The sequence below is a fragment of the Methylophilus sp. DW102 genome (assembly GCF_037076555.1).
Lineage (GTDB): Bacteria > Pseudomonadota > Gammaproteobacteria > Burkholderiales > Methylophilaceae > Methylophilus > Methylophilus glucosoxydans.
This window is the reverse complement of record NZ_AP029023.1, coordinates 2,946,310-2,966,601: the sequence shown is the minus strand read 5'-3', so window position 1 is coordinate 2,966,601 and position 20,292 is coordinate 2,946,310. Positions and strand designations below refer to the sequence as shown.

The window sequence follows — 20,292 nt, the reverse complement described above, 5'->3', positions numbered from 1 at the left end:
CTTCCTCTCTTATAAGCTGAATACATTCATGGCGCCACCACCAGGTGCGGCGTTGTATTTAGTCAGTTCCTTGTAACCACCGGCAGCACCCAAGCCATCGGTATCATTGGTCAAGCCCAGGTTCATCGCCACGGCCGCCCAACCACCAATGCCAGACAGTACGCCGACGTATTGTTTGCCTTTGTGACCGTAGGTGATCATGTTGCCGACCACGCCGGAACCTACTTGGAATTTCCACAGTTCTTTACCGGTTTTGGCATCCAGTGCTTTCACCCAACGGTCCAGCGTACCGTAGAAGACCAGATCAGACGCGGTGACCAGTGCGCCACCCCAAGCAGAGAATTTCTCCTTGTTGTACCACTGAGCTTTGCCTTTGAGGCCATCCCAAGCCATAAAGCCACCCATCACGCCGTCTGGACCGGCAAACATGGTCAATGTCGCCCCTACCCAAGGTTGACCGGCCACATATTTCGATTCAACTGGCTCATAGGTCATGCACACGTGGTTAAGCGGGACATAGAACGTTTTGGTTTTCGGTGAAAACGCGGACGGTTGTTCGTCTTTAACACCCAGTGCAGAAGGGCAAACGCCTTTTGCGTTGTAATCCTGGTGCGTAGAGTATTTTGGATCCTTGACCGGAATACCGGTTTTCAGATCAATCTTGGTTGCCCAGTTGACGAACGGGTGCATTTTTTCAGCGACCAGCAGCGTGCCGTTGGTACGGTCAAAGGTATAGCCAAAACCGTTACGGTCAAAGTGGGTGGCCAATTGCTTGCCGTTTGCTTCCCACAACACGATTTCGTTCATGCCGTCATAATCCCACTCGTCGTGTGGCGTCATCTGGTAGCCCCAGCGTGCCAAGCCGGTATCAAGGTCACGGGCAAAAATCGTCATCGACCATTTGTTGTCGCCTGGACGTACGTCTGGGTTCCAGGTACCTGGGTTACCGCTGCCGTAGTACATCAGGTTCAATTTTGGATCATAAGAATACCAACCCCATGTTGGGCCGCCGCCATTTTGCCAGCCATCTTTCTGCTGTTGTGGTTTGAGCCAGGTGCGTACACCCAGGTTGGCTTCTGGAAATTTCAGTTGTGCTTTGTCCAGATTCTTGAAGGAACCACCCATTTTGTTACCACCATTCACGTCTTCGTACAGAGACAGTGCGCTGTAATGTGGGTTTTCCTTGTTGAAGTCTGGTCCAATCATGACTTCGCTGTCTGGACCGGTGCTGTAGGCTTTCCAGATCAGGCTGCCATCTTTGATGTTGTACGCGCTGATGTGGCAACGTACACCGAATTCACCGCCTGAACAGCCAGTGATTACTTTATCTTTAAACACGTGTGGAGCGTTGGTGTTGGCCGCGCCTGTTCTTGGGTCGTTGACAGTTACTTCCCAAACCTTGGCCCCTGTTTTTGCATCCAGAGCGACCAGTACGCCATTATTCTGTTGCAGCAGAATCTTGCCGTCACCGTAGCCCAAGCCTTTGTTCACGTTGTCGCAACACATGACGGATTGCACATCCGGGCTTTGTTTAGGGAAATAAGACCACAGAATTTTCTGGTCATCGTTCAGGTCCAGCGCATACACGTTGTTAGGGAATGCGGTGTGGATAAACATGGTATTGCCGATGACCAGCGGTGCACCTTCGTGACCGCGGTTCACACCAGTGGCAAACGACCAGGCCATTTTCAATTGTTTGACATTACCTTTGTTGATTTGTGACAAGCGGCTATAGCCCTGATTCGCGTAGTCTTTACGCTGCATGGCCCACTGATTGTCATCTTTCATTAAAGTGTCCAGTTCAGCATCTGCCCATACGCTGGTGCTGATGCTGCCTAACAGTAATGCGCTGATGGCAAGCTTGATACGTTGTTGCATAAATAACCTCCAAAATGGTTGCTTTGAAGCTGGATGAGTTGTGTTGACACGCCGTTAACAAATGCTTCTTTTGTGACGGCTTGATCACTCATTGCAATGCGTGTGCCAACCGCAATCATGTTTTGGAAATTTTTAAAAAATATATTAAAATCAGTAGGTTATAAAAGTATGATCAATGCTCGAGATTCTGTGCAAGATAGCCTGTACTGTTCACAACTGTGTCATACTGGTACAGTTGTTCAATCCGACGTGACAGGTGTTCAGTTTTCCATGCCCAACAAGTATTCCCCCTCCTCCACCCCTCTGCCGCAAGCAGGCTTGCGTGATGATCAGCGCGCCATTGCCGAAGCGATTGCCCGCTCGTGGCGGCGGTGTATGGTCAAAGGCGTGGATGAGCAAGCCCCGGCAGAAGATCAGATTATTACTGCCCAGGAATTGGCGCAGCGGCTGGAGAAAAACCGCCTGTTATTGGCGCAAGCCGAACCGGAAATGATCACCTTGAGTGAGCAAATTGCCCATACGCGTAGCCTGGTGATTTTGACCGATAACGAAGGGGTGATTTTGCGCACCATGGGTGAAGGCGTGGATGAAAATCAGATCCGCGCCTCATTATTGCCTGGCGCGTCGTGGAGCGAAGAGCACCGGGGCACCAATGCCATAGGCACTGCGCTGGTAGAGCGCCTGGCCATCAGTGTGCAGGGGGCTGAGCACTTCATGGCCTATCATCATTCACTCAGTTGTTCCGCTGTGCCTATCTTTGCTGCCAATAACCATTTGGTTGCGACGCTGGACGTATCCAACGACCTCAATGCGCCGCAGCAGCATACGCTGGCCCTGGTCAAAATGGCGGCACAAATGGTCGAAAACCGGCTGTTTCATGCCACTGCAGAGGGTGAAATCGCCGTGCATTTTCATGTGCGGCCAGAATTTATTGGTACCTTGTGGGAAGGGGTGGCGTTGTTTGATGCGGCTGGCCAGCTACAGACGATCAACCGTAGTGGTCAGTTTCAGTTTGGTTTGCCGCTGGACCAGGATAGCCTCTCTGCGCGGCGTATTGCATTTGAAGATATTTTTGACGAGTCGTGGATCGCGTTCAAGCAACGCGGTTTAAATGCCGATGTCCTGTTTCCACTGCATCTGCGTAATGGCGCGCGGTTATATGCCCGCGCCTCGGCGAGCCAGGCGCCTTCCGCTCCGAAAAAAATGCCGCCGCTGGCGCCGCGCGAGTCTGCCGCCAGTCTGGAGCTGCTGGACAGTGGCGACCCGCAATTCAAGCTGGCGATCACGCAAGTGAAGCAAGTGCTGGACAAAGACATCCCGGTGCTGATCCTCGGCGAGACCGGGGCCGGTAAAGAATTATTTTCACGCGCGATTCACGATGCCAGTGCGCGCCGCCACAAGCCGTTTATTGCCGTCAACTGTGCGGCCTTGCCAGAAGGGCTGATTGAAGCCGAACTGTTTGGCTATGAAGAAGGCGCCTATACAGGGGCCAAGCGTAAAGGCAATCTTGGCAAAATCCAGCAAGCGGATGGCGGCACCTTGTTTCTGGATGAGATTGGCGATATGCCATTGTCACTGCAAGCGCGCTTGTTGCGCGTCTTGCAAGAGCGCAGCGTGACGCCGTTGGGCGGCAGCAAGTCTATCCCGGTCAACTTTATGCTGCTCAGCGCGACGAATCAGAAGTTGAAAGATAAAGTGGCTGCAGGCGAGTTCCGCAGTGATTTGTATTACCGCATCAATGGCCTCAGTGTGCAATTGCCTGCGCTGCGGGAGCGGCTGGATATGGCAAGGTTAATTCAGGTCATTCTGCAAATTGAACAGGCGCCGCAAGCCACCTTGAGTGAAGAGGTGGTGGCGCTGTTTAATGACCACCCCTGGCCGGGCAATGTACGCCAGTTGCATAATGTCTTACGTACAGCCGTGGCATTGGCGGATGGCGGCGTGATTGGTCGCCAGCATTTGATGCAGGATTTTCTGGATGAAATGCATGCCAAAAAAGCAGATGCTGAGCCGGCTGCGGTCGGCATGGCCGCGTTGCCAGCGGCCAGCCTGAAAGTGCAAAATGATGAAGCGATCCGGCAAGCCATGCTGCAACATGGCGGCAATATTTCAGCGGTGTCCCGTCAGCTGGGGTTAAGCAGAAATACGCTTTACCGGCGCCTGAAAGCGCTCAATCTTTCTTGAAATAGCTGGCTTGATGTTGTCAGGCGGCGCGTTTCAACCGGTACATCGCGAGATTGCCCAGCAGATTAGGCAAAAAGTGAATATCCTGGCCATCGGTAATCACTTTACGTTCAATGACTTGAATGTTGTGCTGGCGGCAAAAGTGGTCAAAGTCGTTGATGGTGCATAGGTGCACGTTGGGTGTGTCGTACCATTGATAGGGCAGGCTTTTGGAGACGGGCATGTTGCCCAGCGTGATTTGCAGGCGGTTGCGCCAATAGCCAAAATTGGGGAAGGTGACGATGATTTCGCGCCCTACCCGCAGCATTTCATGCACGATGCTTTCAGTATTGTGCATGGCCTGCAAGGTTTGCGACAAAATGACTGTATCAAACGACTGGTCTTCAAAGCCGGACAGGCCTTCTTCGAGGTTCATTTGAATCACATCCACGCCATTTTTTAATGCTGCCAACCAATTGGCATCGTCTTTTTCAATGCCGTAGCCTGTAATGCCCAGTGTTTGATGCAAGTGCGTGAGCAGCGTGCCATCTGCGCAACCCAAATCCAGCACTTTGGCTTTTGTTTGCACCCATTTTGTAATTAATGCAAAGTCTGGGCGAACATTGGTAATATTTACATTCGTCATACTTTGATTTGCTCCAGATAGGCGCGCATGATGGCATGGTAATGCGCATCAGGCATCAAGAAGGCATCATGCCCATGGGCCGAGGTGACCTCGGCATACTTCACGGGCAAGGCGTTATCCAGCAAGGCCTGGACGATCTCGCGCGAACGTGCAGGCGAAAAACGCCAGTCGGTGGTAAACGAGATGACGACAAACTTGGCTTTGGCGCGGCTGAGCGCCTTGCTCAAATTGCCTTCAAAATCCAGCGCCGGATCAAAATAATCCAGCGCGCGTGTCATGCGTAAATAGGTGTTGGCATCAAATTCGCCGGCAAACTTGTCGCCTTGATAGCGCAAGTAAGACTCCATTTCAAACTCGACATCAAAGCTGTACTTCACATCGCCATGACGCAGTTTGCGGCCAAATTTTTCACCCATGGCATCGTCTGACAGGTAGGTGATATGACCCAGCATGCGGGCAATGCGCAAGCCACGGCGCGGCACGGTGCCATGGTTGTAATAATCGCCGTCAAAAAACTCGGGGTCAGTGATAATCGCCTGGCGTGCCACTTCGTTAAACGCCATGTTCTGTGCGGTCAGGTTGGGCGCCGAGGCAATCACAAAGGCATGCCGCACACGCTCGGGATATACAATGTTCCAGTGCAGCGCTTGCATGCCCCCCAGACTGCCGCCAATCACCGCCGCCAGTTGGTCAATACCCAGGTAATCTAACAGTCGTGCTTGTGACTCTACCCAGTCTTCTACGGTCACGACCGGAAAAGTAGCGCTATAAGGCTTGTCTGTCAGCGGATCCACGCTGGATGGGCCGCTACTGCCATGACAGCCGCCCAGGTTATTCAACCCGATCACAAAAAACTTGTTGGTATCCAGCGGTTTGCCCGGACCCACCAGGTTATCCCACCAGCCAGGATATTTATCTTCTGGCGTATAACGGCCAGCCACATGATGGTTGCCAGACAGGGCATGACAAATCAACACGGCATTGCTTTTGGCCGCGTTAAGTTCACCATAGGTTTCATAAGCAAGATGGTATTGTGGCAACACGGCGCCGCTTTTAAGCGTGAGCGGCCGGGTGAAATGCGCAACTTGCGCTTTAACGATACCAACAGAATTCGATTCAAACATGCCGCAATTATACTATGCGGCATGCCGAAACGGCGAGACCGGGCTGACCCGGTCAGGAGGAATGGGCGGAGGCAGAAAAGCAGCCTAGCAATGCCGGTAAATCTGCCACTGAAGCAATCATCGCATCCGGCTCCACGGCGGATAAGCGCGTATAGGTTTCGCGATATTTTCCAGTTTTGACCAGAATGCCATGCAAGCCCGCATCTTGTGCACCGCCAATATCCGCATCAATATCATCGCCTATCATTAGCACTTCCGAAGGTTTCAGCCGTAAGGCATCGATGGCCATATGAAAGAAATGCTGCGAAGGCTTGCCCATTAGCATGGCTTTGGTATTGCTGGCGTACTCCAGCCCGGTGACAAACGCGCCAATATCCATTTGCAAGCCAGTCTCGGTTTGCCAGAAGCGGTTTTTATGGATGGCAATTAACTGCGCGCCATTCACCAGGCAGGTAAACACTTCATTGAGTAGTTGGTAAGACCAGCGGTCGCCTATATCGCCGATCACCACATAATTGGCCGCGGTTTCCGATTGATCAAAACAGGCAAAATCTTTTTTCACATCGTCTGCCAGCAACAATTTACAGACCGGGTTCGGCTGCTTTTTGAGGTACTGGATGGTCGCTTGTGGTGCACTCATGATTTCTTCGGGCACTACATTGAAGCCCAACGCATTCAGCTTGGATTGCAAGGACGCTAAAGATAGCGTGCTAGTGTTGGTGACAAAGCGGACCGCAATGCCCGCTTCGCGCAGTTGTTTCACGGCCGCGATCGCGCCATTGATGACTTGATTGCCGATATACAACACGCCATCCAGGTCAAATAGCACGGCTTTAATATTAGGGATAGGCTGCATCACAACTCCTTAGATAAAGGTTTTGTTTTCAATCTAGCAAAAATCATACTGGTTTTGCTAGTGGCCATTTTCCTGACGTGACTCGGGGCTGATTACCCAGATCATGCATCGTTGCAATCTCTGCAAACCCTTGTGCTTTTAAGAATGATTGCACGGCGTCCGCCTGGTTGTAACCGTGCTCCAGCATGAGCCATCCATTTTCAGTCAAATAGCCAGGCGCCTGGGCAATAATCTGCCGGATCGCTTGCAAACCATCTGCCCCTGAAGCCAGCGCCGATAAGGGTTCAAAACGCAAATCGCCTTGTTGCAGATGCGGGTCGTCTGCTTCAATATAGGGCGGATTGCTCACAATCACATGGTAAGATTTGGGAGCCAGCGCTGAAAACCAGTCGCTTAACACAAACTGCGTATTCTCAATGCCCAGTGCATAAGCGTTATTTTTCGCGACGGCCAAGGCTGCTTCAGAGGCATCCACCGCAGTCACCTGGCAGTCTGGTCCATGTTTGGCCAGCGCGAGTGCGATAGCCCCGGTTCCTGTGCCCAGGTCCAACACTTCAAGCGGTTTGCCGCGCGCATGCTGGTTGATTTTTTCCAAGGCAGCCTCTACCAGAGTTTCAGTATCTGGTCGCGGGATCAAGGTGTCAGGCGTCACTCTGAGCGGTAGCCCAAAAAACTCGCGGTAGCCCAAAATATGGGCGATGGGCTCACCTTGCAGGCGGCGGGCAACTAAGGCGTTAAAGTCTGTTTGTTTTTGCGTATCCAGCAAATCCAGTGCATGACCGAGTAGCCAGGCATGGTTCACCTTGAGCACCTCCATTAATAACATGCGGGCTTCTATGCTGGCTTCGTCAGCCGGGATGGTTTGCATCAATTGGATTTTTGCAGCATCCAGGCAGGCGCGGATGGTGGGCAGCATTTATTTTCCTCCTGCCGCCAGCCGGATAGCGCGCGCTTGCGCGTTGCCTTGCTTGGCCGGATGGCGCACCGCATGGCGGATCACCCATTTCAAGTCTTTATCCGCATTAGTCAGCCAGCGCTCACATACCTCAAATGCCAATGCTGGATGGTCTTTTGCGATATCGCCCAGATGATTGGCAACACTGCGGCGTACATACAGGCTGGGGTCATTTTTCAGGGCTTCCAGAATAGGCAGTGTTGGCCTGGGGTCTTTAATCAACTGGGGAATGCGCGCCCCCCAAGGCAAGCGGGGGCGACAGCCTTCAGAGCATAAGCGGCGCACATGCGGATCTGCGTCGTTTAGCCACAAGGTCAGTTGATTCAAGGTGCGCTCAAAATCCTGCATCAGGAACGGACGGATCGAAAATTCGGCGGTAAAGCGGCGCGTCAATTCATATTGGGCACGCATGGCCGTGTCAAAAGGATCTTCGCCCGCGTTGTGTTGCGGATCACGCCCGTAGTCGGCAATGAAGCGTGTATGCGGCAAGTAAAAAAACACACTCAAGCCGAGACGTTCGGTGTGTACATTCGGCGGCGTTAGCGTGCTGAGCAGAATGTCGGTGGCTTCGGAAAACTTTGCGGGTAAGGTCGCTTTTAATGCCGCAGCAATATGCGCTGAGCGGTCCATAATCCCCAGCGCTGCAATGTTGGTGAGCGCCAAGCTTTTGAACGCGTGTCCATCAAAAGCCGAATGCACTAATCCGATATTATGTGCCAAGCAGTCGACGGCCTCACTATCAAGTAAAAACTTGATCGGGTTGTCTTTCTGGATACTGCGTGGCGCGACGGGGATTCGAAACTTAAGCATTAAGGATTTCTAAGTTTACTCAATTCTAGCAAACCGTCCTTAAGAGTATTTGTAAAATCTAGTTCGAAGTTTGAAAGTAATTCAGAGTTAATTCTTGAGTTCTTTTGTGCTTGAATGCCAATACTTATTATTCTGCTTTGGAGTTTATCGGGAGAAAACCACGCATCACTGACTGTGATATGGCTCGCTTTATACCAAGCCAACCTGTATTGCATTAAAGCTTCGCGCCACTCAGGGAAACCTTCAGATTTAGACAGCACTGAAGATTTATCTTTTTCTATATTACTAATTTCATTCCATTGCCAGTTGTGACCAGTTCTAACGCATAACACAAAAGCCTCAAGTAGCGCGTCGGCTTTTTGATATCTGTCCTGCAGCTGTAATTGTGACTTCCAAGTTCGTAATGCGCATAAACCGATAACTGCAGTTGCTAAGCCAGTTACCCAGGTGCCGGTTGCAGCCCAATCAATTGATGCTGAGCATAACAAAATCATAGCGGTGATTAACCTTCTTCACCCAAGCTGGCGAGCAAATCTGCTTGGTACTCAGTCGCCAGCGCATTAATCAACTCATCCATATCGCCCTCGGTAATCGCATCAATTTTATACAGTGTCAGGTTGATGCGGTGGTCGGTAATGCGGCCTTGCGGGTAGTTGTAAGTGCGAATACGTTCTGAGCGGTCACCCGAACCAATCAGGTTGCGCCGCTCGGAGGCGATTTTGCTTTGTTGCTCATCGACTTGTTTGGCTTTAATGCGCGCGGCCAGCACTTGCATGGCTTGCGCCTTGTTGGCGTGCTGGCTGCGGCCGTCTTGGCATTCGACCACAATGCCGGTGGGCGCGTGCGTAATACGCACGGCAGAGTCAGTTTTGTTAATGTGCTGACCACCTGCACCACTGGCGCGGAAGGTGTCGATACGAATGTCCGCCGGGTTGATTTCTACATCGCCCACCTCTTCAACCTCGGGCAAAATCGCGACTGTACAGGCTGAAGTGTGAATCCGGCCTTGTGTTTCGGTATCGGGCACGCGCTGTACGCGGTGGCCACCCGACTCAAATTTGAGTTTTGAATATGCCCCGTAGCCGATAATTTTGGCAATAATTTCTTTGTAGCCGCCGACCTCGCCTTCGTTGGCAGAGACCACTTCTACCTTCCAGCCCTGCCGGTCGGCATAGCGCGAATACATACGGAACAGGTCACCGGCAAACAGGCCAGACTCATCGCCGCCGGTGCCGGCACGGATTTCGAGGAAAATATTTTTGTCATCGTTGGGGTCTTTAGGCAGCAGCAGTTTTTGCAGGGTGAGCGCCACTTCTTCCAGACGTTTTTTGCCAGTCTCGATTTCTTCCTGGGCAAACTCTTTCATCTCAGGGTCAGACAGCATGGCATGTGCCTCTTTGATGTCAGACTCGGTTTGCGCGTAGACGTGATACTGCTCGACAATCGGAGTGATTTCCGTGTGTTCCTGCATGATTTTACGGTAGTTATCCATATTGTCAGTCACGCCCTCGCTGCTGAGTAGGCGGTTGAGTTCTTCGAGACGCTCGCTTAGGTTGGCGAGCTTTTGCAACATGCTTGGTTTCATTGTGGGACCCTAAAATTCAAAGCGTCAGCGGAGGCCTAAGTCTTGAAAAAATTATTCTTTTAACTGAAAAAGTTGTTTGACCAGATGCTCCATGTGCGCATGGGCATCGCCTTCGGTGTTGTTGAGTGCGTGGCTGGGGCCATGCAAAAACTTGTTGGTCAGTGCATTGCTGAGATGTTCGAGTACTTTTTCGGGTGGCTCGCCTTTTTGCAGCAATTTGAGCGATTTTTCCACCTCAGCCTTGCGTAGGCTGTCTACTTGATCACGCAGGGCTTTGATGGTGGGCACCGCTTCGCGCTGCTTGAGCCATTGCATAAAATGTTCAACACGTGCGTTGACGATCATTTCTGCATCTATCGCGGCTTCTTTGCGATTGCCCAGACCTTCGGAGACCACTTGCGCCAAATCGTCTACGGTGTACAAAAATACGTCATCCAGTGCCGAAACTTCAGGTTCGATATCCCGCGGCACGGCCAGGTCTACCATAAACATCGGTCTGTGCTTACGCGCTTTAATGGCGCGTTCTACCATGCCCAAGCCAACAATGGGCAGCTGACTGGCGGTGCTGGTGATGACGATGTCGAATTCCTGAAAACGCTCTGGCAGGTCGTTGAGCAAAATAGCCTGTACATTGAGGCCCTGGCCGCGAATCTTGTCTGCCAGTTGTTCGCCGCGCTCCAGTGTACGGTTTGCCACAGTGATTTTTTTCGGTTTTTGCGCGGCAAAATGGTCAGCACAGAGCTCTATCATTTCACCTGCGCCAATAAACAGCACCCGTTGCGCACTCAAATCACCAAAAATACGTTGTGCCAGTTTTACCGCTGCGGCGGCCATCGAAATCGAGCTGCCACCGATATCGGTATTGGTGCGCACTTCTTTAGCCACTTCAAACGTGCGTTGAAACAGTTTGTGCAGCAGGGTGCCCAGCGTACCTGCATCCTGCGCAATTTTGACTGACTGCTTGAATTGCCCCAGTATTTGCGCCTCGCCCAGCACCATGCTATCCAAGCCGCTGGCCACGCGGAAGGCATGTTTGACGGCCTCATGGCTGCTCAAGGTGTAGGTGTAGGGCAGCAACTTGTCTGCCTCCAGGCGGTGATACGCTGCCAGCCAATCAATCACCACTTCTGGCCGGATCGATTGCACATAGATTTCGGTGCGGTTGCAGGTGGACAGGATCGCCACCTCTGCCACATTGTGTCGTGCCAGATCAGCCAATGCTTGCGGCAAGGTTTCGTTGTTAAACGCAACGTTCTCGCGGATGGCAATGGGGGCGGTGGTGTGGTTAACACCAATGGTATACAGTTGCATGGCGCTATTTTACCTGTGGGACAGGGTCAAAAGTGAAACACGTGGGCGCTTGCAGGTTGTTCATGGCGAATTGGAGAGGCATCCATGTCAAAAGTGCCGACATTTTCTTATATTCGGCGGCGGCAAGCAAGAATCCTGTCAATTTGTCACAAAATGGCGTTAAAATATTGGTTTTGCTAAATTTTTATTAGATTCATTTACGGAACATCAAGCGCATGGACAAAACTTTCCGCATTGCCCCCAGTATTCTGTCTGCCAACTTTGCCAAGTTGGGCCAGGAAATCGAAAACGTGATCAAATCCGGCACCGATATCGTGCACTTTGACGTGATGGACAACCATTACGTGCCTAACCTGACCATTGGTCCATTGGTCTGTGACGCGATTCGTGACCTGTCACACAATGTTGGCGCGCTCATCGACGTGCACCTGATGGTGAAACCTGTTGACCGTATCATCCCAGACTTTGCCAAAGCGGGTGCGGACATCATCACTTTCCACCCTGAAGCCTCTGACCATATTGACCGTAGCCTGGCCTTGATCCGTGATAGCGGCTGTAAGTCTGGCTTGGTATTTAACCCAGCGACACCATTGCACTACCTGGATTACGTGATGGATAAAGTGGACATGATTTTGCTGATGTCGGTGAACCCAGGCTTTGGTGGCCAAAAATTCATTCCTGCCACGCTGGACAAACTGAAACAAGCGCGTGCACGCATTGATGCTTATTACGAAAAAACTGGCCGTCAAATCTGGCTGGAAGTGGACGGTGGTGTGAACGCCAACAACATCGCAGAGATCGCCAAAGCCGGTGCGGATACCTTTGTTGCAGGCAGCGCGATTTTTGGCTCACCTAAAGACACCGACCCTAACCGTTACGACACTGTTGTGGCTGCGATGCGTGCTTCTTTAGCCACTGTTTAATTTAAAAAGCCTGTTGTGATGCGGTTTCAAGTCAAGTTGGTGATGTTCGATCTGGACGGCACCTTGCTGGATACCGCGCCGCAAATTGCCGAAGCTGCCAACCGTATGTTGGTGGCTTTGGGCAAACCCATGTTGCCGCAAGCACAAATCGCCACTTATATTGGCGAAGGCGTGCAAAACCTGATCAAGCGCTGCCTCACAGGGAGCGTGCAGGTGGAGCCAGAGGCCGATTTGTTTGCGCAGGCGCAGCCGCTGTATCATGATTTTTATACTGCCAACGCCACCCAAAGCCAGCCATTCGCAGGGGTTGTCCCTGCTTTGCAGCAGCTGAAGAAACAAGGCTATCGCCTGGCTTGTGTGACCAATAAACCCGAAAAATTCACCTTACCTTTGCTGCAACAAGCAGGTTTGGCTGATTTTTTTGAGGTCATTATTTCTGGCGACAGCTTGCCCAAAAAGAAACCTGACCCCTTGCCGTTGTTGCATATTTGCCAAAAGCTAGGTGTGCTGCCTGCTGAAGCGGTGCTGGTAGGGGACTCGGAGACGGATATTCAGGCCGCGCATGCTGCCGGATGCTTTGTCGTGACCGTGCCTTATGGGTATAATCAAGGCCGCGAAATTGATGTCGCGACGGTAGATGCTACCGTGCAGCAACTCACCGAGGTGGTGAACTTGCTGGAGTTACCTGCACTCCTAAAGCAGGGATCATAAAAAATAGACCTTAATTACCATGATGTTTTGTGCTCATCATTCTTCCAGTTGGCCAGTATTAAGCTGGCGTCGTTCGTGGCGGGGCTAGTCCTGCCCCACGCGCAGGTGCGCGCCATTTGCACCGACCTGCTGTGATTGTTTGCACGGCACTCTACGAATCAAACTGGAAAAAAGCATCATGTTAAGCACATTAAGCAAGACCGAATTCGACGCGCTGGCGGCGCAAGGCTACAACCGTATTCCGCTGGTGCTAGAAACCTTTGCCGATCTGGATACGCCTTTATCACTGTATCTCAAACTGGCCAATCAACCTTATTCCTATCTGCTTGAAAGCGTACAAGGCGGTGAGCGCTTTGGCCGCTATTCGATCATAGGCCTGCCTGCCACCACGCGAATTGTGGTGCGTGAGCAGCAATTGCAGGTGATTCAGGATCATCAAGTCGTTGAATCGCATAGCGATCAAAATCCGCTGGACTTTATCAAGGCCTATCAGGCGCGCTTTAAAACGCCGCCTTACGATGGTTTGCCGCGCTTTACCGGTGGCCTGGCTGGCTATTTTGGCTATGAGACTATTCAATACATTGAAAAACGTCTGGGTAAGCAGAAAAAGCCAGATGTGATTGGTACGCCAGATATATTGTTGATGGTGTCAGAAGAAATTGCCGTGGTGGATAACCTCTCCGGCAAACTGTATTTCATCGTGTATGCTGACCCGGCTAAAGCCAATGCCTATGAAACTGCATGCGCACGCATGCACACCTTGGTCGGGAAGTTACGGTGTAGCGTAGAGATTCCTGCTGCATTGCCCAGCGCTAAAACAGCGGCTATTTCTGAGTTTGGTGAAGACAACTTCAAAGCGGCAGTCAAAAAAGCACAGCAATATATTTTAGAAGGTGACATCATGCAGGTGGTATTGAGCCAGCGGATGTCGCAAGACTTTGACGCGTCACCATTGAGCTTGTACCGCGCTTTGCGTAGCCTCAATCCCTCCCCATATATGTTCTATTATGATATGGATGATCACCATGTGGTCGGTGCTTCACCAGAAATCCTGGTGCGTCTGGAAGAGACCACCGTGACTTCACGGCCGATTGCCGGGACACGCCCACGCGGTAAAAACCGTGATCATGACCTGGCCCTAGAAGCCGAGCTGCTGGCTGACCCTAAAGAGCGTGCCGAGCATGTGCAGTTGATGGATCTGGGCCGCAATGATGTGGGTCGCGTCGCGCTCACGGGTACTGTGAAAGTCACCGACAACATGACGATAGAGCGTTATTCACACGTCATGCATATCGTCAGCAATGTTGAAGGTCAGCTCAAGCCAGGCTTGGATGCGATTGACGTGCTTAAAGCGACTTTCCCTGCCGGGACCGTGTCTGGTGCCCCTAAAGTGCGTGCCATGGAAATCATTGAAGAACTGGAGCCTTCCAAACGTGGCATTTATGCTGGCGCCGTTGGCTATTTAGGCTTTAATGGCGATATGGATGTGGCAATTGCGATCCGTACTGCCGTGATCAAAAACAAAAAACTCTATGTGCAGGCCGGGGCAGGCATTGTGGCCGACTCGGTGCCGCAAAGCGAATGGGAAGAAACCCAGAATAAGGCCAAAGCCGTGATCCGCGCCGCTGAGCTGGTGCAGGCAGGACTGGATAGCCAGGCCGCCAATGTTCAAACCCATGCAGGAAAAGGAGCCTGATATGTTGTTGATGATTGATAACTACGACTCTTTTACCTATAACCTCGTGCAGTATTTTGGCGAGCTGGGGCAAGATGTTCATGTGCACCGCAATGACGAAATCACGCTGGAGCAGATCAAAGCGATGGCGCCGGAAAAAATCGTGATTTCTCCCGGACCGTGCACACCAAACGAAGCCGGGATTTCCGTGCCTCTGATTCACGAGTTTGCCGGCAAGATTCCTTTGCTGGGCGTCTGTTTGGGTCACCAGAGCATAGGCCAGGCGTTTGGCGGCAACATCATCAAGGCGAAAACCCTGATGCACGGCAAAACCTCATTGATCCACCATACCAATACCGGTGTGTTCAGAAACCTGCCTAACCCGTATACCGCGACGCGTTACCATTCGCTGGTCATCGAGCGCGAAACTATTCCGGATTGCCTGGAGATTACGGCCTGGACCGAAGATGGCGAGATCATGGGCGTCAAGCATAAAACACTGGCCGTGGAAGGCGTGCAATTTCACCCCGAGTCTATTCTGACCGAATACGGGCATGAGTTGCTGGATAACTTCCTGAAAGGCTATTGATGGCCATCACACCTAAAATCGCCTTACAGCGCCTGATTGACCATACAGATTTCACGCATGAAGAAATGCTGGAAATCATGCAGCAGATCATGAGCGGCGAGTTTACCCAAATCCAGATTGCCGGCTTTTTGTCGGCCCTGCGCGTCAAGGGTGAAACCGTCACCGAAATCGCCGCGGCGGCACAGGTGATGCGCGACCTGTCCAGCAAGGTAGAAATTACTGATTCTACGCATTTAATTGACACCTGCGGCACTGGCGGTGCGCCCAACAAAGCCTTTAATGTGTCAACCGCATCAGCCTTTGTGGCGGCTGGTGCCGGCGCAAAAATCGCCAAGCATGGTGGCCGGGCCGCTTCGTCCAAGAGCGGTTCTGCCGATGTGCTGGAAGCACTGGGCGTCAACATTGGCTTAACGGCTGAGCAAGTGGCGCGCTGCGTGAACGAGGCCGGAATCGGCTTTATGTTTGCACCTAACCACCATGCGGCCATGAAATACGCCGCACCGGTGCGCCGTGAGCTTGGCGTGCGTACCATGTTCAACCTGTTAGGCCCCATGACCAATCCGGCCGGCGCCAAGCGTCAGGTGATGGGGGTTTTTCACCGTGACCTGGTGCCTTTGCTGGCGCAAACCTTGCAAAAGCTCGGCAGCGAGCATGTCATGGTGGTGCACAGTGCGGATGAAATGGATGAAATTTCTTTTTCAGCAGACACTTATGTGGCCGAGCTCAAGCATGGCCAGGTGAGTCAATACACTTTAAATCCTACCCAGTTTGGCATGCCCGTGCATGATGTAAACAGTATCCATGTGGAAAGTGCGCAGCATTCGAGTGAAATTATCTTAGGCCTGCTCTCAGGCGAAACAGGTCCTGCCCGCGATATCGTCTTGCTCAATGCCGGGGCGGCGATTTATGTGTCTGGCCTGGCAAGCGACTTGCCATCAGGCATTGCGCAAGCCGCGCAATCGATTGATTCAGGCGCAGCGTTGCGTAAACTGCAACAATTGAAGGCCTTGAGTCAGGCAGCATGAAACAAGGGGCGCTGATTGCAATATTCTGCCTGCTGGCCGCCTGCCAGCAAGCAGAGCAGTCCAGTCCGCTGAATCAGCCACAGTCTGCGCTAGAGGTAAAATCGCAGGTGCAGTCTCTACACCTGCAACCGCTCTCGGCAGGACTCGTCACTGAAGAGAATGCGGCGCTTAAGCAGGCGTTTGCCCAAAAGCAAAGTCATGTCTGGCTCGAAGGCAGCGGCACGGTGAAGAAGCTGCTGCCCGATGACACTCAAGGTGCCAGGCACCAGCGGTTTCTGGTGAGCGTGTCGCCAGAGCAAACATTATTATTTGCGCATAATATTGACCTCGCGCCCAGAGTAGAAAACCTGAACATAGGGGATCAGATCAGTTTTAAAGGCGAATATATTTATAACCCCAAAGGCGGCATTATGCACTGGACGCATCATGACCCGCAGGGCCACCAGCATGGCTGGATCAAACATCAAAATCACACTTACGAATAAGGCATGCGAGCAGATTATGTCCGATATTTTAAATAAAATTTTAGCGACCAAACGTGAAGAAATCAGCAAAGCGCAAGCCAGCAAGTCATTGGATGCGATACGTGATGAAGCGCTGAGTCAGCCGGATTGCCGTGACTTTATCGGCAACATTGTTAAAAAGGTGGATGCAGATAAACCTGCCGTGATTGCTGAAATTAAAAAAGCCAGCCCGTCCAAAGGCATCATCCGTGCTGACTTTAATCCGGCCGCCATTGCTAAAAGCTATGAAAAAGGCGGCGCGGCCTGTTTATCGGTACTGACTGACGAGCAATATTTTCAGGGATCTGCTGCCTACCTTCAGCAAGCGCGCGCGGCCTGCAAATTGCCCGTGTTGCGCAAGGATTTCATGATAGATCCTTATCAGATTTACGAAGCCCGAGCCATGGGCGCTGACTGCGTGTTGCTCATCGTGGCTGCTCTCGAACTGTCACAAATGCAGGAACTGGAGCTGACGGCCCACAATCTGGGCATGGCGGTACTCGTCGAAGTCCATGACGCGGATGAGCTTGAACTCGCGCTGCAACTGGAAACGCCGCTACTGGGAATCAACAACCGCAATTTGCGCACGTTCGATGTCACCTTGCAAACCACGCTCGACCTGCTCGAGAACATGCCGGAAGACCGTTTCGTCGTCACAGAGTCTGGCATTTTCACACCAGAAGATGTGGCTTTGATGCGCAGCCATCATGTGAATGGCTTTTTGGTCGGCGAAGCATTTATGCGGCAAGAGGATCCAGGTGCAGAACTCGCCAGGGTCTTTGGTTAGGAGAAGTTTTAAATAGCGTGAGTGCAAAGGTATGCCCTGCATGAGCGTATCCAAATCAGGCGCAATGATTGAAAGCACAAGCAATTTGACCAGATGCTGTGGTCAAAAAAGGAATCGATATGAGTAATCAATTTTTAGCCCTCCGTCCACGCCGTATGCGCAAAGACGAATTTTCACGTCGCTTGATGCGTGAAAACGTTCTCACCACCAATGACTTGATTTACCCGGTGTTTGTGCTTGAGGGTGAAGGCGCGATTGAAGAAGTCAAATCGATGCCTGGCGTACAGCGTCAAAGCCTGGATGTGCTGCTCAAGACCGCTGAAGAGTGCGTAAAACTAGGTATTCCAGCGCTGGCTTTATTTCCGGTGGTGCCACAAGAATTTAAAAGCCTGGATGCCAAAGAAGCTTATAACCCTGAAGGCTTGGTGCCACGGACTGTGCGAGCCCTGAAAAAGGCTTTCCCGGACTTGGGCGTGATCACTGACGTGGCTTTAGACCCGTACACCACTCACGGCCAGGATGGCCTGATCGACGATACCGGCTATGTCCTGAATGACGAAACTGTTGAAGTGCTGGTGAAGCAGGCGTTATGTCACGCAGAAGCGGGTGCAGATGTGGTTGCGCCCTCTGACATGATGGATGGCCGGATTGGCGCCATTCGTGATGCGCTTGAAGAGCAAGGCTACATCTACACGCGAATTCTTGCTTACTCTGCCAAATACGCCTCAGCGTTTTACGGTCCTTTCCGCGATGCGGTCGGTTCAGCGGCCAATCTGGGCAAAAGCAACAAATACAACTACCAGATGGACCCAGCCAATTCTGATGAAGCATTAAAAGAAGTCGCACTGGATTTGGAAGAAGGCGCGGATATGGTCATGGTTAAACCAGGCATGCCCTATCTGGATATCGTACGCCGTGTCAAAGACGAGTTTGGCGTACCGACTTATGCATATCATGTTAGCGGTGAATACGCCATGCTCAAAGCCGCTGCACAAAATGGCTGGCTGGATGAAAAAGCCTGCGTGCTGGAAGCAATGCTTGGGTTTAAACGTGCCGGAGCGGACGGCGTGCTGACTTATTATGCGATGGATATCGCAAGATGGCTGAAATAAGGGTCTAAAAGTAAAAAGGGGCTTTTGAAAGCCCCTTTTTTTGCGACCATGATCAGCCGCCACTTCAGCCTATATTGATTACGAATTTAAGGCACATTCCACGCGTTCGATCACTAACTGTTGTAGCCTGTCTCTTTGGTCTTGTTGCAGTGGCCGACTCTCGGAATCCCGCATAGCGCTGCCCCAGTGGCTATTCGGAAAGTGTTTGTCACTCTCGAATCTTGGCAACAGATGCCAGTGCATATGCGGCGTTTTATTACCCAGGCTAGCCAGGTTGATTTTATCCGGTTGTATGACTTCCCGCAGTGCAGTTTCGACAGCAAACACGACTTTCATGGTGCGCGCTCGCGCTGCGGGAGGCAGGTCGGTCATTTCTTTGACGTGTGCAATTAATTCCACCCGGCAATAGGCAGGGTAATCTGCGTCGTGCAATAACACTACCCGGCAAAAATCATCCTGCCATAGCAAGTCGTAGGGGGTTGGTTGGCACAGCGGGCAATCACGCATCAGGAAACGGCCAGCATTCTATCCAGTGTGAGTTTGGCCAGTTTCGCTTCATGCGCGGGCACTTTAATCTGGTTGACCACATTGCCTTCGGCCAGGTTTTCCAGGCACCAGGCCAGGTGTTGCGGGTCAATACGTGCCATGGTTGAGCATTCGCAAACCACATGACTCATGAACTGTACCAGCTTGTTTTGCGGTTTCATTTCTTCGGCCAGGCGTGTGACCAGGTTCAATTCGGTGCCTACCAGCCATTTCGTCCCAGGCTCGGCTTCACTCACGGTACGCAAGATGTATTCTGTAGAACCGACATAATCTGAGTTGATGCAGACCTCAAACGCCGTTTCCGGGTGAGAAATGACTTTGCCATCTGGATGCTGGGCACGGAACTGGTCGATATTCTGTTTGCGGAACATCTGGTGTACTGAGCAATGACCTTTCCACAGCAGGATTTTTGCGTCTTTGATTTGCTGTTCGGTCAAGCCGCCCATGGGCAGGTCTGGGTCCCAGACGGGCATTTGCTCTAATGGGATACCCATTTTGTAGCCGCTCCAACGGCCCAGATGCTGATCCGGGAAGAACAGGATTTTTTCGCGCTGGCTGAAGCCCCACTCCAGGATTTTGGGGGCGTTGGTGCTGGTGCACACAATGCCGCCATGTTCACCACAGAAGGCTTTCAGGTCCGCCGCGGAATTGATATAAGTGACCGGTGTGATGGTCTCATCAAAATTAAGGACTTTGCTGAGTTCGCGATAGCTACGCTCAACTTTGGCCAGATTGGCCATGTCTGCCATGGAGCAGCCTGCGGCCAAGTCTGGCAAGATCACGACCTGATCCGGGCGGCTCAAGATGTCAGCCACCTCGGCCATGAAATGCACACCCAGAAAGACGATGTATTCTGCATCCAGGCTGTCACAATATTTAGACAGTTTCAGTGAGTCACCAGAGTAATCCGCATGGCGGTAAACACTCTCGTGCTGGTAATGGTGGCCCAGAATCACCAGTCGCTTACCCAGCTTTTCGCGGGCAGCCAGAATACGGGCCTGACAGTCATCGTCTTTGGCCGACTGGAACTTTTCAAATTTGATAGTGGCGGTTTGCATGGTCATAGCCATTAGTTGAGGGTAAAACGCTATTT

The 20,292-nt window shown here is 51.9% G+C and carries 20 protein-coding genes; 9 read left to right on the top strand and 11 right to left on the bottom strand.

The annotated features are described in order from the left end of the window. Positions 1-9: 9 nt before the first annotated feature. A complete protein-coding gene (locus tag AACH41_RS14135) occupies positions 10-1,878 on the bottom strand; it encodes a methanol/ethanol family PQQ-dependent dehydrogenase (RefSeq protein ID WP_194749611.1) in 1,869 nt (622 codons plus the stop codon). Positions 1,879-2,148: 270 nt separating this feature from the next. On the opposite strand from AACH41_RS14135, the gene AACH41_RS14130 reads away from it, so the two are divergent. Then, positions 2,149-4,062, top strand: coding sequence for a sigma-54-dependent Fis family transcriptional regulator (locus AACH41_RS14130; protein WP_338657610.1), 1,914 nt, complete (start codon positions 2,149-2,151; stop codon positions 4,060-4,062). A 19-nt stretch (positions 4,063-4,081) separates the two neighbouring features. On the opposite strand, the gene metW is transcribed toward AACH41_RS14130, so the two are convergent. From metW to hemA, 8 genes are read right to left on the bottom strand one after another with little or no spacing between them, the layout of a single operon-like run. Next, the gene (metW, locus tag AACH41_RS14125) at positions 4,082-4,687 is read right to left on the bottom strand and encodes a methionine biosynthesis protein MetW (protein WP_338655864.1); all 606 of its coding nucleotides are present in this window, start codon (positions 4,685-4,687) and stop codon (positions 4,082-4,084) included. Further along, positions 4,684-5,811, bottom strand: a complete 1,128-nt coding sequence (locus tag AACH41_RS14120; RefSeq protein ID WP_275357551.1) for a homoserine O-acetyltransferase — start codon at positions 5,809-5,811, stop codon at positions 4,684-4,686. The genes metW and AACH41_RS14120 overlap by 4 nt, the downstream gene beginning before the upstream one ends. A gap of 52 nt (positions 5,812-5,863) precedes the next feature. After that, positions 5,864-6,667, bottom strand: coding sequence for a TIGR01458 family HAD-type hydrolase (locus tag AACH41_RS14115; RefSeq protein ID WP_194749608.1), 804 nt, complete (start codon positions 6,665-6,667; stop codon positions 5,864-5,866). A 43-nt stretch (positions 6,668-6,710) separates the two neighbouring features. Continuing rightward, complete coding sequence (gene prmC / locus AACH41_RS14110; RefSeq protein ID WP_338655860.1) at positions 6,711-7,583, bottom strand: peptide chain release factor N(5)-glutamine methyltransferase; 873 nt, start codon at positions 7,581-7,583, stop codon at positions 6,711-6,713. Then, positions 7,584-8,432, bottom strand: coding sequence for a DNA alkylation repair protein (locus AACH41_RS14105; RefSeq protein WP_338655858.1), 849 nt, complete (start codon positions 8,430-8,432; stop codon positions 7,584-7,586). It abuts the gene before it with no gap. After that, on the bottom strand, positions 8,432-8,926 hold the full coding sequence (locus AACH41_RS14100; RefSeq protein ID WP_338655857.1) for a hypothetical protein: 495 nt from the start codon (positions 8,924-8,926) through the stop codon (positions 8,432-8,434). The genes AACH41_RS14105 and AACH41_RS14100 overlap by 1 nt, the downstream gene beginning before the upstream one ends. 8 nt (positions 8,927-8,934) lie before the next feature. Continuing rightward, positions 8,935-10,017, bottom strand: a complete 1,083-nt coding sequence (gene prfA / locus AACH41_RS14095) for a peptide chain release factor 1 (protein ID WP_338655856.1) — start codon at positions 10,015-10,017, stop codon at positions 8,935-8,937. A gap of 51 nt (positions 10,018-10,068) precedes the next feature. Then, entirely contained in the window at positions 10,069-11,328 is a 1,260-nt protein-coding gene (gene hemA / locus AACH41_RS14090) for a glutamyl-tRNA reductase (RefSeq protein ID WP_194749603.1), read from the bottom strand. A gap of 215 nt (positions 11,329-11,543) precedes the next feature. Between hemA and rpe the strand changes: the two genes are divergently transcribed. The 8 genes from rpe to hemB all read left to right on the top strand — a co-directional run bounded on the left by rpe (position 11,544) and on the right by hemB (position 18,653). Further along, on the top strand, positions 11,544-12,251 hold the full coding sequence (gene rpe, locus AACH41_RS14085; protein ID WP_049639627.1) for a ribulose-phosphate 3-epimerase: 708 nt from the start codon (positions 11,544-11,546) through the stop codon (positions 12,249-12,251). 18 nt (positions 12,252-12,269) lie between these two features. Continuing rightward, positions 12,270-12,962 carry a phosphoglycolate phosphatase gene (locus tag AACH41_RS14080; protein ID WP_338655848.1) on the top strand — a complete coding sequence of 231 codons (693 nt, stop codon included), beginning with the start codon at positions 12,270-12,272 and terminating at the stop codon, positions 12,960-12,962. Between the two features lie 178 nt (positions 12,963-13,140). Continuing rightward, positions 13,141-14,658 carry an anthranilate synthase component I gene (trpE, locus tag AACH41_RS14075; RefSeq protein WP_338655847.1) on the top strand — a complete coding sequence of 506 codons (1,518 nt, stop codon included), beginning with the start codon at positions 13,141-13,143 and terminating at the stop codon, positions 14,656-14,658. A gap of 1 nt (position 14,659) precedes the next feature. Beyond that, the gene (locus AACH41_RS14070) at positions 14,660-15,226 is read left to right on the top strand and encodes an aminodeoxychorismate/anthranilate synthase component II (protein WP_026295541.1); all 567 of its coding nucleotides are present in this window, start codon (positions 14,660-14,662) and stop codon (positions 15,224-15,226) included. After that, a complete protein-coding gene (gene trpD, locus AACH41_RS14065; protein WP_338655842.1) occupies positions 15,226-16,251 on the top strand; it encodes an anthranilate phosphoribosyltransferase in 1,026 nt (341 codons plus the stop codon). The genes AACH41_RS14070 and trpD overlap by 1 nt, the downstream gene beginning before the upstream one ends. Further along, complete coding sequence (locus AACH41_RS14060) at positions 16,248-16,736, top strand: DUF3465 domain-containing protein (protein WP_338655840.1); 489 nt, start codon at positions 16,248-16,250, stop codon at positions 16,734-16,736. The genes trpD and AACH41_RS14060 overlap by 4 nt, the downstream gene beginning before the upstream one ends. A 16-nt stretch (positions 16,737-16,752) precedes the next feature. After that, positions 16,753-17,541 carry an indole-3-glycerol phosphate synthase TrpC gene (gene trpC, locus AACH41_RS14055; protein WP_338655838.1) on the top strand — a complete coding sequence of 263 codons (789 nt, stop codon included), beginning with the start codon at positions 16,753-16,755 and terminating at the stop codon, positions 17,539-17,541. Positions 17,542-17,660: 119 nt separating this feature from the next. Beyond that, a complete protein-coding gene (gene hemB / locus AACH41_RS14050; protein WP_275357570.1) occupies positions 17,661-18,653 on the top strand; it encodes a porphobilinogen synthase in 993 nt (330 codons plus the stop codon). A gap of 78 nt (positions 18,654-18,731) precedes the next feature. Here the strand turns inward: hemB and AACH41_RS14045 are convergent, their stop codons facing one another. Together AACH41_RS14045 and nadA are read right to left on the bottom strand one after the other, a co-directional pair. Then, entirely contained in the window at positions 18,732-19,160 is a 429-nt protein-coding gene (locus tag AACH41_RS14045) for an HIT family protein (protein ID WP_338655837.1), read from the bottom strand. Then, complete coding sequence (nadA, locus tag AACH41_RS14040) at positions 19,160-20,257, bottom strand: quinolinate synthase NadA (protein ID WP_338655835.1); 1,098 nt, start codon at positions 20,255-20,257, stop codon at positions 19,160-19,162. The genes AACH41_RS14045 and nadA overlap by 1 nt, the downstream gene beginning before the upstream one ends. Positions 20,258-20,292 lie beyond the last annotated feature (35 nt).